Genomic DNA, 12,075 nt, shown 5'->3' with positions numbered 1-12,075 from the left:
ATAAATTAAGTTCTATATATGGAGAATAATTATGATAGATATAGTAATACCAAATTACAATGCATCTTGCTATTTAAAGAATTGTATAGATTCGGTTTTGTCTCAAACATATAATGACTTTAGGATTATAGTAATAGACAATAATTCTGAAGATGATTCATATGAGTGGCTCAAAGAACATAAAAATATATTATATAAAAAACTAGATAAAAATTATGGATTTAGTGTAGCTGTAAATGAAGGAATAAAATTATCAAACTCAGAATATGTTATTCTTCTAAATAATGATACAGAAGTAAAAAAAGACTGGATAGAGAATTTAATAAAAACTATAGAGTCAAATGAAAATATTTTTTCGGCATCTTCAAAAATGATAAGATACTATGAACGAGAAATTATAGATGATGCAGGTGATGAATATAATCTAATTGGATGGACTTTAAAGCGTGGAGATGGCAAAAGTATAAAAAAATTTAATAAGAATAAAATTGTATTTAGTTCATGTGCAGGAGCAGCTATATACCGAAGAAGTATACTTGATGAAATTGGATATTTTGATGAAAAATTTTTCGCATATATGGAGGATATAGATATTTCCTATAGAGCTAGAATTTATGGATATACAAATATATATTGTTCAGATGCTATAGTTTATCATATTGGAAGTGGTACTACTGGTAGTAGATATAATGATTTTAAGGTGAGGCTATCAGTTAGAAATAATGTATATTTAATCTATAAAAATATGCCATTTTTACAGATATTAATAAATATTCCATTTCTCTTAACTGGTTTTTTAATAAAATACATATTTTTTATAACTAAAGGATATGGGAATAGTTATAAAAAAGGATTTAAAGAAGGAATAAAATCTTTAGATAAGATGGTAAAGATAAAGTTTTGTTGGAGTAATTTATATAATTATATAAAAATAGAGTTTTTAATGATAATTAATATATTTAAATACTTTATAAACCAGATTATTAAGTAAATAATATTATATAATAATATTTAGTATTTAAGATTTAAAACTAAAATCATTATCAATGGTTTAATAATTTACTAGAAAATGAGGGATATCAAACTAAAATTGGTAAATATTATTTTTTAGAAATCTTTTACAAGATTATTTATTAAAAATTTTAGAAAAAGGTGTTTTCCATGATAAAAGAGAATCAAAAGATATTAAATAAGATACAAATATTAATTGATATGTTTATTATTGTATTATCCTTTACTCTAGCGTATTATACAAAATTTTATTTATTAAAAGGTACAAACTCAATAGGTGTAAAAGGATATATTATGACAACTATTTGTTCTATGTTAATGTACTTTATATTATATAATTTATTAGATTTGTATAGTACAAAACGAACAAGTAGATTATATAAAGAAATAAAAGAAATTATAAAATCTAACATAATAGGAGCATTAGTTTTGGTATTAATTTTATTTATAATAAAATTAATAAATTATTCAAGAGTAGTTCTTATATTATTTCTAATGTACAATATTTTGTTAACAAGTTTGAGTAGAGTTTTAATAAGAAACATATTGAGAAGATACAGGGTTAAAGGCTTTAATAAAAAGCATTGCTTAGTAGTAGGAGCTACAGAAATAGCAAGTAAACTAATAGAAAAGATAGAGATAAATAGGCAATGGGGATATAATGTATTAGGTTGTCTAGATGAAGAACTTGACAAAAAAGATAAATTTGAAGGAATTTCGATTTTAGGTAAATTTGATGATATAGAGAAGGTATTGCAAGAGAGATATGTGGATATAGTATTTATAACAGTTAGTTCAAAAGATTTTTATAAATTAGAGGAAATAATAAAACAATGCGAAAAAGCTGGGGTAAAAACAAATATAATTCCATATTATTATGATTATTTGCCAGCAAAACCATATATGGATGATTTGGATGGAATTACAATAATAGATATAAGACGTGTACCTCTAGATAATTGTGTTAACAATATATGTAAAAGAATATTTGATATAATATTTTCTATATTTGCAATAGTAATTGCATCTCCAATAATGTTGTTATCAATAATTATAATAAAGATGACATCTCAAGGTCCAGTTATATATAAACAAGTTAGGGTAGGTTTAAATAGGAAAGACTTTAACATGTATAAATTTAGATCAATGAAAGTACAAAGTAAAGAGGAAGAAAAAACAAAGTGGACAACAAAAAATGATCAAAGGAAAACAAAATGGGGTTCTATAATGAGAAAAACAAGTATAGATGAGTTACCTCAACTCTTTAATGTTTTAAGGGGAGATATGTCAATTGTAGGTCCAAGACCAGAAAGACCATTTTTTGTGAATAGATTCAAAGATGAAATACCTAAATATATGATTAAACATCAAGTAAGACCTGGGATAACAGGATGGGCACAAGTAAATGGATACAGAGGCGATACATCAATAGAAAAACGAATAGAATATGATTTGTACTATATAGAAAATTGGACATTCTTTTTTGATATAAAAATAATATTTTTAACATTGATTAAAGGTTTCATAAATGAAAATGGATATTAATTTAACATAATTTAATAGGATAGAAATTTTAAGTAATGATAAAGATACATGAATTATAAAAATAAAAAAAAATAAAATGAATAAAACTTAAAATAATTATACAGAGTAAACAAATAAAGGAAATTAATTTATAATCATAATAGTAATAGTCTTATGAAAATATAATATTTCTTAAAAAAGGAGGATATAAGATTGGTAGAAGCAACTTTATTTTTTTCACCACATCAAGATGATGAAACTTTAAGCATGGGAAATGCAATAATTGAACATGTTGAAAAAAGTGACACACATGTAATACTGTGTACAGATGGTAGTAAATCCATAATAAGAAAGGTATTAGATGATGGAGGAACATGCTCATATCATATAAAAGACATACATAAATATTCTCTGCCAGAAGAAGAATTCTCAAAATACAGAGATGAAGAGTTTAAAGATAGTTGTAAGGAAATGGGAGTTAAAGAAAGTAATATACACATAGAAGAAAATAGAGCTCATGATGGAGAATTGAGTAAAGAAAAAGCAAAAGAGATAATATTGAAATATTTGGATAAATATCCAAATGCAAGAGTAAAAACAGTTACTCCATATAAAGCTAGTGGAATACATGAAGACCATAGGGCTTTAGGTGAAGCTGCATTAGAGTTATATGAAGAAGGAAAAATAAATGATTTAAGATTTTATGTAGAACCATATGATTATAATGATTTCACGAAAGTTAATCCAAATGTAGAAGTATGGAAAGTTTTAAATAGCCAGGAAAATAAACTATTGAATGCTATGAATGCTTATAAAAAATGGAATCCAGAAAATGGACAGTATGCTATAGGATATCATTCTGTAAAATCACACTTTGATGAATTAAAAGAAAATAAGATTCAATACGTACATACACCTTAAAATTTAATATATTTATATTATTTAAATATTTGGCTAAGCCTACTTAAATAGTAGGCTATTTTTTATTTAAGATTCTTAAAAATTATCATCTTACTAAATAGATAATTTAAAATTATAACAAATATATTAGTAAATATTTTTACAATGATATCATTTACAAAAAGTAAGTCAATCATTATATACATAGTAAGCATTTCTACAATACCTGAAAGTAGCCTAAAACTAACAAAAGACAGAAACTCCTTAAATAAAAATCTTAGTTTGATTATTTTACTTTCAAATACAAAAAACTTGTTAGTAACATAGGCAAATAGAACAGCAAGTATCCAAGCAAAAGCATTCGCAGTTATAAAATTAAATGAAATAACTCTAGTAAAAAATAAATATGAAATTATATTTACAATAGTAGTAAATGCTCCAAAAAATAAATATAATATTGTTTCCTTATGCTTTTTTAAAATCAAATGGAATCCTCCTAAACTGATTAAATGTAATTATTCTTAAATATAACTAACATATTTTAGTATAACATATTCATTAATAAATCAATATATTTTAAAGTATTATAAAAATAATATGATAAAATACTACAATTAATATGCACTTATAATCCATATTTTATCAAAATAAAATATGACCTAAATTTAGAAATCTGATATAATAAAAATTAAATACATACAAGGGGGTAAATATGAGAAAGTACAAATCAAAAAAATTGTCAAAGCTACTGGCATTGTTGACAGTTTGCTTTTTAATAGTGTCAACAGTACCTGTATCAGCAGAAAACAATAAAACACTAGATGGAGTAGAAACTGCAGAATACTCTGAAGTGTATCTTCAATATCTAGAAGATGTCAAAAACGGAGACACAGCAAAATATAATGGAGTAATACCAGTTCCGCATGAAATGGAAGGTACAATACTTCAAAATAAGGGAAGAAGCACTCTTCCATCATCATACAAAGCGAGTGCATCGTACAATCCAATAAATTTAGGATTGACTACACCAGCAAAAAATCAAGGAAATCTTAATACATGCTGGGCATTTTCTAGTATGTCAACTTTAGAATCATACTTAAAGTTAAAAGGTTATGGAACTTATGACCTTTCAGAAGAACACTTTAGATGGTGGTCAACTGGTGGAACATATGGATGGAATTTAGATGATATGTCAGGTAGCTCAAATGTAACAGCTATAGGATATTTGACTGCATGGGCAGGACCTAAATTAGAAAAAGATATACCATATAATCTTAAATCTGAAGAACAAGGTGCAACTAGACCTTCAAATATGGATACTGCACCAACTCAATTTAATGTAACAGATGTTATTCGTCTTGGTAAAGATAAAGAAACTGTAAAAAATGCTATAATGCAATATGGTTCTGTTACATCAGGATATGCACATTATTCAACATATTTTAATAAAGATGAAACAGCATATAATTGTACAAATAAGAGAGCACCTTTAAATCATGCTGTAGCTATAGTAGGGTGGGATGATAATTATTCAAAAGATAACTTTGCTTCTGATGTTAAACCAGAATCAAATGGAGCCTGGCTAGTAAAAAGTAGCTGGGGAGAATTCAACTCTATGAAAGGATTCTTCTGGATTTCTTATGAAGACAAAACTATTTTAACAGATACAGATAACTATGCAATGAAATCAGTATCAAAACCAGACAGTGATAAAAAAATGTACCAACTTGAATATGCTGGTCTTAGCAAGATAATGTCAAATAAAATAACTGCAGCAAATGTATTTGATTTCAGCAGAGATTATGAAAAACTTGACTCAGTTATGTTTGAAACAGACTCTGTAGGAGCAAAATACGAAGTATATTATGCACCAGTAGTAAATGGAGTTCCTCAAAATAACTCAATGACAAAACTTGCAAATGGAACAGTATCATACTCTGGATACATAAATGTACCTACTAACTCTTATAACCTTCCAAAAGGTAAAGGTGCAATAGTAGTAGTTATAGATAACACAGCAAATCCTAATAGAGAAAAATCAACTTTAGCATATGAAACTAACATAGATGGATACTATCTATATGAAGCTAAAGCAAACTTAGGTGAAAGTTACATACTTCAAAACAATAAATTTGAAGATATAAATACATACAGTGAATTTTCTCCTTGCAACTTTGTTATAAAAGCTATAACAAAAACATCTTCTGGACAGGCTACTTCAGGAGAATCTTTAACTGGAGCAGACAGATATGAAACAGCAGTTAAAGTTAGTCAAAAAGGGTGGACTTCTTCACAAAATGCAGTATTAGTAAATGGAAATGCAATAGTAGATGCTTTAACAGCTACACCATTTACAGCAGCAATTGATTCTCCAATCCTTTTAACAGGAAAAGATAACTTAGACTCAAAAACTAAATCAGAATTACAAAGATTAGGAACTAAAAAGGTTTATCTAATAGGTGGAGAGAATTCTTTAAGTAAGAATGTACAAACTCAACTTAGCAATATGGGTATATCAGTAGAAAGAATTTCAGGTAGTGATAGATACAAGACTAGTATATCTTTAGCTGAAAAACTAAACAGTATAAAATCTGTTTCACAAGTTGCAGTGGCAAATGGTGTCAATGGACTTGCAGATGCAATAAGTGTTGGTGCAGCAGCAGCTGATAACAATATGCCAATAATACTTACTAATGAAAAGAGTGAGCTACAAGGTGCTGATGAGTTTTTAAATTCACCAAAAATAACTAAATCTTATATAATTGGTGGTACAGCTACTTTATCATCAAACTTAGAAAGTAAGCTTTCAAATCCAACAAGACTTGCAGGAAATAATAGAAATGAAACTAATGCTAAGATAATAGACAAATTCTATACTAATTCAGATTTAAAATATGCTTTTGTTGTTAAAGATGGTTCAAAAAGTCAAGGTGACTTAATAGATGGACTAGCAGTAGGAGCATTAGGTGCTAAAACTGATTCACCAGTAGTTCTAGTTGGAAATAAATTAGATGAAAGTCAAAATAATGTTCTTAAATCTAAAAAAATAGAAACTCCTATTAGAGTTGGTGGAAATGGAAATGAAAGTGCTTTTAATGAATTAAATAGTCTTTTAGGAAAATAGTAAATAGAAAAATAGCAAAACTATATATTTTATTATTAAAAAATATTTAATAGAACTTTATAAATATGAAACATTAGAAAGCCTTGACCTAAATATGGTCAAGGCTTTTATTTATGAAAATGTAATAAATTTAAACTGTAAAATAGTGTAAAGATATTTTATAATATAAATATAGTAAGATTTTAAACAAAATAAGGGGGTAATAATAATGAAAGCACCAAAAACTATTTTAACAACATTGACAATAGCGCTTACTTTAAGTAGCATTTCTATAACTTCATCATATGCACTTACAGAGGAAAAAATAATAGGTAATGGAAGATATGAAACTGCTGTAAAGATAAGTCAAAAGGCATATAATTCTAGCACTAATGTAGTACTGGTTAATGATAAGTCATTAGTAGATGCTCTTTCAGCTACACCATTTGCAAAAGTTAAAGGAGCACCAATACTTTTAACAGAAAATAATAAATTGGATGATAGAACTAAAGCAGAGATAAAACGTCTAGGAGCTAAAGACATTTATTTGATAGGTGGTACTGTTGTTTTAAGTAAAGATATAGAAAATCAATTGAAAAGTGAAGGATTCAATGTAGAAAGAATTAGTGGTAATGATAGATATGAAACTTCATTGATTTTGGCTAATAAATTGAAAGACATAAAAGATGTTAAAGAAGTGGCTGTAGTAAATGGAGAAAAAGGTCTAAGTGATGCTGTTAGTGTTGGAGCACCATCTGCTCAAAACAACATGCCTATAATATTATCTAGTTCCAAAGATGGAGTAGAACCATTTGAAAAATTTATAAAAGATGAAAAAGTTATAAAGGCATATGTAATAGGAGGTACAAATTCTGTCTCAAGAGCAGTAGAAAAGAGTCTTCCTAATGCAGAAAGATTGAGTGGAAAAGATAGAAATGAAACTAATGCCAAAGTAGTAGAAAAATTTTATACTGATACAAGTTTAAGTAATCTATATGTTACTAAGGATGGAAGTAAAAATGAAAATCAGCTTATAGATTCATTAGCAGTTGGAGTATTAGCAGCCAGAAATGAGTCACCAGTTGTTTTAGTTGGAGATAAACTAAACACAAAGCAGAGAGATGTACTTAGTACGAAAAAATTAAGTACTGTAACACAAGTTGGTGGAAATGGAAATGAAGAAGCTTTTGATGAGATTAAGAGTATACAAGATAAGACTGTTTTTGAGGCAAAAACTGTTGAAGAATTAACTGATATGATAAATATTGCAAGTCCTAATGATATTATAAATTTTAATCCAAAAGAGGACACTGTAAATGAGGCTTTTAGAATGGTAACAAATAAGCCAATAACTATTAACATAAAAGGCGATTGCTCAAAAACTATTACAGTAGATATGCCTAATGGTGAAGTAAATAACTATGCTACTTTAGTAAATGTTATAGTTAGAAATATTGGAGAAGGTGGATTTAACAATCATGATACAATAACTATATTGTCAGTTCGTGACAAAAATGGTAGAGTTATAGAAAATACTAGAAATTCAGATATAGAAACAATGATGATATTGGCATCTGCTAATGATACAAAATTAATTAATGATGGTTATATAGGAAAGCTTATAGATAACTCATCTAATAGTGACATCACTAATCATGGAACTATAGATAAAAAAGTAAATCAGGTTGAGGATTTAGAAGCTAAGGTTGATTCAATAGAAAAAACTATAGATTCTATAAGCCAGAAAATTAATAAGATACAAGATATATTAGATAAACTTGGATTTCTAAAGAAATTTCTTAATTAAAAAGATGTATATTTAAGAAAGCTATATTTTAGACCTATATCTGAAGATATATAGTTAGATAAATTCATAGATAAAGCTAAAGATACAGTTAAATCTTGGGGGAGGTAATATGGAAAGTGGATTTGAAGGTAAATTAGATACAAAAATTATGAAAAACAGAGTTAAATCAATAGATATAATAAGAGGGCTATCAATAGCCCTCATGATAGTTTGTAATAATCCTGGAACTTGGATGAGAATGTATCCTCAACTAAGACATGCTATATGGCATGGTGTAACACTTGCAGATTTTGCATTTCCTTTTTTTGTTATATCTTTAGGGGTTACAATTCCAATATCAATAAATAGTAAACTAAAAAACAATAAGTCTACATTAAGTATAATACTTAGTATATTTAAGAGAAGTATTTTACTTATATTATTTGGATTTTTCTTAAATTACCTAGGAAATCAAGACTTAAGTACTGTGAGAATACTTGGAGTACTTCAACGTATGGGACTAGTTTATTTTGTAACTAGTTTAGTATACTTACTACTAAAAAAATTAAACGTAGGAAGTACTATGACAATAATTATATTCTTATGTATATCTGCATTTATAATAATAGGTTATTATGTAGTTGCAAAACCATATGGATTCGAGTTAGAAGGTTCTCTTGCACAATTGGTGGATTTCCATTTTTTTAAAGGTCATTTATACAAACCAGAGTTTGAACCAGATGGATTCCTAACTAGTATAGTAGCAATTTCTTCAGGTATGTTGGGTTGTACTATGGGATGTGTACTTTTAAAAGAAAATATAGGAGAATACAAAAAATTCTTTAAAATATTAGTTATGAGTATTATTTTACTAATATGTGCTTTTATCTTTAATCAATATTTTCCATTTAATAAAAGATTATGGTCTAGCTCATTTGTACTGTTAATGGCTGGAAGTTATGGTATATTACTGGCAATATTTTATTTTATATGCGATATCAAAAATAAGAGTAAAATATTCACACCAATAATAGCACTTGGTAGTAGCCCTATTTTTACATATATGTGTCTTGAGATATTAAGCCATGTTTTTTGGAATCTTCCAAAACTTACAGATAAAGTCGATTATCCAACTACTTTGGTAGAGTGGGTTACATATGAACTTATAACACCTTGGGCAGGTACAACTTGGGATTCTCTAGTATTTTCTTTATTGTATGTCTTATTCTGGGTTATAGTAATGTCCATTATGTATAAGAAAAAAATATTTATAAAAATTTAGTGTGATGTTTTTTTAGACAAGAACTCCTTTGTTTTTGTTTAAATATACAGAAAGTATCGGATATAATACAAGTTTCCTCTAGATAAAATTTAAAAATCGTGCCATAAAAGATTACAAAAAGATTACAATTTGTAATCTTTTGTGCTATAATGAAAAAAGATTTACATAATATTGAATTTATGTAATATAAAACAAGTTCAAGACGAATTTAAAAAAGATTTAAAGGTTTAAAAATCTAGGGGGGATATAATGAAAAAGAGTACAAAATTATTAGCAACAGGAATGTTGTCTATAGCAATGGTGGCACCAAACGTGGCTTTAGCAGCGGAAAATACTACTGCAAATACAGAATCTAATTCAGATATTAATATAAATTTACAAAGAAAAAGTGTAGTGTTAGGAAGTAAATCGAATGCAAGTGTGAAATTTAAAGAAAAATTAAATGCTGATTCGATAACATTAAATTTTATGTGTTATGATATGCCACTTGAAGCTACTTTAAATTACAATGAAAAGACAGATACATATGAAGGTGTAATAAATTATAATAAAGACCCAGAATACTTAAATGTATGGGAACTTCAAAGCATAAAAGTAAATGGTAAAGATGAACAAAAAGTTTTAAACAAAGAAGACTTAGAGTCTATGGGATTAAATCTTAAAGATTATGATGTTACACAAGAGTTTATAATAAATGACGCAAATTCAACAAAAGCAGTAAATGAATATATGAGAAAAACTTCTGCACCAGTAAAAAAACTTGCAGGAGCCACTAGATTTGAAACTGCTGTTGAGATAAGTAAACAAGGTTGGAAAGATGGAGCTAAGAAGGTTGTAATAGTTAATGGAGAATTGGCAGCAGATGGGATAACAGCTACTCCACTTGCTTCTACTTATGATGCCCCAATATTACTTGCAAATAAAGATGATATACCAGAAAGTACAAAGGCAGAATTAAAACGTCTAAATCCAAGTGATGTAATAATCATTGGTGATGATGGTTCAGTTTCACAAAAGGCAGTATCTCAAATCAAATCTGCTGTAGATGTGAATGTAACTCGTATTGGTGGTGTTGATAGACACGAAACATCTTTACTTATAGCAAAAGAAATAGATAAGTATCACGATGTTAATAAAATATACATAGCAAATGGTTATGCTGGTGAATATGATGCTCTTAACATTTCACCAAAAGCAGGTGAAGACCAACAACCTATAATATTATCTAATAAAGATTCTGTACCTCAAGGTACATATGATTGGTTATCTTCACAAGGATTAGAGGAAGCTTATTACATCGGTGGTAGTCAAAGTTTGTCATCAAAACTTATAGACCAAATATCTAAAATAGCAAAAAATGGAGCTTCAAAAAATAGAGTTTCTGGTGCAGATAGACATGAAACAAATGCAAATGTAATTAAGACTTTCTATCCAGACCAAGAGTTAAGTGCAATGTTAGTTGCAAAATCTGACATAATAGTTGACTCAATAACAGCAGGACCTTTAGCTGCTAAATTAAAAGCTCCAATACTTATAACTCCAAAAACTTATGTTTCTGCATATCACACTACAAATTTATCAGAAAAAACAGCAGGAACAGTATATCAAATTGGTGATGGAATGAAAGATAGTGTTATAAGCTCTATAGCATCTAGTTTATCAAAACATAATTCACCTACAGAACCAGAAAATCCAGGAGATGCTGCAGGAAAAACTGTAGTGATAGACCCAGGTCATGGGGGTTCTGATTCAGGAGCAACAAGTGGATTAAATGGTGGTTCACAAGAAAAGAAATATACTCTTAATACAGCATTAGCAACTACTGAATATTTACGTTCAAAAGGTGTAAATGTTATTATGACTAGAGATACAGATAAAACAATGGCTTTAGGAGAAAGAACAGCATTATCAAATACTATAAAACCAGATTTATTTACAAGTATACATTACAATGCATCTAATGGAGCAGGTAATGGTGTAGAAATCTATTATAAAGTAAAAGATAAGAATGGTGGAAAAACTAAGACTGCTGCATCAAATATATTAAAAAGAATATTAGAAAAATTTGACATGAAAAACAGAGGAATAAAAACAAAGACACTTGCAAATGGAAATGATTACCTATATGTTTTAAGAACTAATAATTATCCAGCAATACTTGTCGAATGTGCATTTATAGACAATAAGAGTGATATGGATAAGTTAAATACTGCTGAAAAAGTAAAAACAATGGGAACTCAAATTGGAATAGGAATTGAAGAATCTGTAAAATAAAACAAAAAATATTAAAGCAAAATATATCATCTCCTGTTATAATGTAAAATATAGCAAGGGATGATATATTTTTGTAAAGAATCAAATTGTTTACAATGACGTTTATTGTATTGATAATCTGCTCATTATTGAGTATAATATAGAAATAAGTCAAAAATAAGATAGAAATAAGTTGAAATTAAGAATTAAAAAAAT

8 protein-coding genes are annotated in these 12,075 nt (G+C 27.6%); 7 read left to right on the top strand and 1 reads right to left on the bottom strand.

What is annotated here, in order from left to right:
• Positions 1–31: 31 nt before the first annotated feature.
• The 3 genes from ACTG47_RS15150 to ACTG47_RS15140 all read left to right on the top strand — a co-directional run bounded on the left by ACTG47_RS15150 (position 32) and on the right by ACTG47_RS15140 (position 3,456).
• Positions 32–991 carry a glycosyltransferase family 2 protein gene (locus ACTG47_RS15150; RefSeq protein WP_479925162.1) on the top strand — a complete coding sequence of 320 codons (960 nt, stop codon included), beginning with the start codon at positions 32–34 and terminating at the stop codon, positions 989–991.
• A gap of 170 nt (positions 992–1,161) precedes the next feature.
• Positions 1,162–2,556 (top strand): undecaprenyl-phosphate glucose phosphotransferase, encoded by a 1,395-nt coding sequence (locus ACTG47_RS15145; RefSeq protein ID WP_479925161.1) that lies wholly within the window; start codon positions 1,162–1,164, stop codon positions 2,554–2,556.
• A gap of 192 nt (positions 2,557–2,748) precedes the next feature.
• On the top strand, positions 2,749–3,456 hold the full coding sequence (locus ACTG47_RS15140; protein WP_243193958.1) for a PIG-L family deacetylase: 708 nt from the start codon (positions 2,749–2,751) through the stop codon (positions 3,454–3,456).
• Positions 3,457–3,518: 62 nt separating this feature from the next.
• Here the strand turns inward: ACTG47_RS15140 and ACTG47_RS15135 are convergent, their stop codons facing one another.
• Positions 3,519–3,920 (bottom strand): GtrA family protein, encoded by a 402-nt coding sequence (locus ACTG47_RS15135; protein ID WP_243193957.1) that lies wholly within the window; start codon positions 3,918–3,920, stop codon positions 3,519–3,521.
• Between the two features lie 227 nt (positions 3,921–4,147).
• Here ACTG47_RS15135 and ACTG47_RS15130 point away from each other — a divergent pair, with 227 nt between their 5' ends.
• The 4 genes from ACTG47_RS15130 to ACTG47_RS15115 all read left to right on the top strand — a co-directional run bounded on the left by ACTG47_RS15130 (position 4,148) and on the right by ACTG47_RS15115 (position 11,880).
• A complete protein-coding gene (locus ACTG47_RS15130; RefSeq protein WP_243193956.1) occupies positions 4,148–6,559 on the top strand; it encodes a cell wall-binding cysteine protease Cwp84 in 2,412 nt (803 codons plus the stop codon).
• 208 nt (positions 6,560–6,767) lie between these two features.
• Complete coding sequence (locus ACTG47_RS15125; RefSeq protein WP_479925160.1) at positions 6,768–8,345, top strand: cell wall-binding repeat-containing protein; 1,578 nt, start codon at positions 6,768–6,770, stop codon at positions 8,343–8,345.
• A 109-nt stretch (positions 8,346–8,454) separates the two neighbouring features.
• Positions 8,455–9,606 (top strand): acyltransferase family protein, encoded by a 1,152-nt coding sequence (locus ACTG47_RS15120; protein WP_479925159.1) that lies wholly within the window; start codon positions 8,455–8,457, stop codon positions 9,604–9,606.
• A gap of 249 nt (positions 9,607–9,855) precedes the next feature.
• The gene (locus ACTG47_RS15115) at positions 9,856–11,880 is read left to right on the top strand and encodes an N-acetylmuramoyl-L-alanine amidase (protein ID WP_479925158.1); all 2,025 of its coding nucleotides are present in this window, start codon (positions 9,856–9,858) and stop codon (positions 11,878–11,880) included.
• Positions 11,881–12,075: the final 195 nt, after the last annotated feature.

It is taken from the genome of Clostridioides sp. LIBA-6622 (genome assembly GCF_056716095.1).
The sequence above is the reverse complement of the archived record's forward strand: the minus strand, read 5'-3'. Positions and strand labels throughout refer to the sequence as shown.